Origin of the sequence: Vibrio sagamiensis NBRC 104589 (assembly GCF_007990935.1) — a bacterium.
GTDB lineage: Bacteria > Pseudomonadota > Gammaproteobacteria > Enterobacterales > Vibrionaceae > Vibrio > Vibrio sagamiensis.
Map to the genome: position 1 here is coordinate 1 of NZ_BJXJ01000138.1, position 896 is coordinate 896.

Consider the following 896-nt stretch of genomic DNA (forward strand, 5'->3'; position numbering starts at 1 on the left):
ATTCAGTGACCACCATTGGGGAGGGGGCGTTTGATTATGGTGTGAAAATTAAACGAAATTAATACGTTTTTGGGTGTTGCCACATTATTATGTGGTAATGCCTGAATGTTTAGGATATTACGTGTCCACATCAAATTTAATTTGGATGTGGTGGCCTACAGCGTCCTAGCTCGATGCGCAGCATCGCTATCTTGGCCAATCAATAAACAAGACGGCAGAACTGACCGACAAAAGCCATTCAACCGTGAAGCGGGTAAAGGCAGCTATGTACAATAAAACAAGCCCATATACAGGGCGGTATGTAGCATTTCATGTGGAAGAGTGACCAATATGTTCAAAAGAAGTGATCTAAAAAGTATAGATTTCAAAAATGATCAATTAGAATTTTATCGAGGGCTTTACTCGACTTATTACAATCAGTTTGCATTTAGAGTGGCAGCGTCTGAAGAAAGTATTCGAATAACACGGGCACCTAAGCTAGAAAAAGATAATGGCTTGTTGTTTTGGGTAGCCGCTGAACTTCAAGAAAATTGGAGTGGTAGAGAGCAATACTTTCAGCGCTTCATTCAAAGCTCAGATTTTAAGGAAATATCTGAATCTGAATTTAATTCAATGGTATTTTCACGGTGTGGTGAGTTAATAACTAAACCGAGCTTGCCGCTTAGTTCTGGTAACTTCATAGGGGCTCTTGCCATGTGTACTATGGAAAAAGAGCTAACAGTTGATTTATTTGCAGAATACGATAATGAGTATATCCATTTTATTTGGGAGTCTACAGCCTAACAAGAGGGAGCGTATTAAAAAAAACGGGCTTGTTGCAAAAATTGAAGATGTGTCTGAGGTGCCCATCTGGGTGCCTATTTTCATGCGTAAATTCCAAAAATATTGAAGAGTTC

Annotated in this window: 2 protein-coding genes; both read left to right on the forward strand. The window is 39.3% G+C overall.

The window, feature by feature from the left end; translation table 11 throughout:
- Window positions 1–105: 105 nt before the first annotated feature.
- On the forward strand, window positions 106–276 hold the full coding sequence (locus VSA01S_RS20160) for a hypothetical protein (RefSeq protein ID WP_180983881.1): 171 nt from the start codon (window positions 106–108) through the stop codon (window positions 274–276).
- Window positions 277–330: 54 nt separating this feature from the next.
- The gene (locus tag VSA01S_RS19815; protein WP_050567449.1) at window positions 331–783 is read left to right on the forward strand and encodes a hypothetical protein; all 453 of its coding nucleotides are present in this window, start codon (window positions 331–333) and stop codon (window positions 781–783) included.
- Window positions 784–896 lie beyond the last annotated feature (113 nt).

Excerpts from the sequence above, each read along its gene's own strand:
- VSA01S_RS19815 (WP_050567449.1), top strand. The coding sequence starts at position 331 with ATGTTCAAAAGAAGTGATCTAAAAAGTATAGATTTCAAAAATGATCAA.
- VSA01S_RS20160 (WP_180983881.1), top strand. The coding sequence starts at position 106 with ATGTTTAGGATATTACGTGTCCACATCAAATTTAATTTGGATGTGGTG.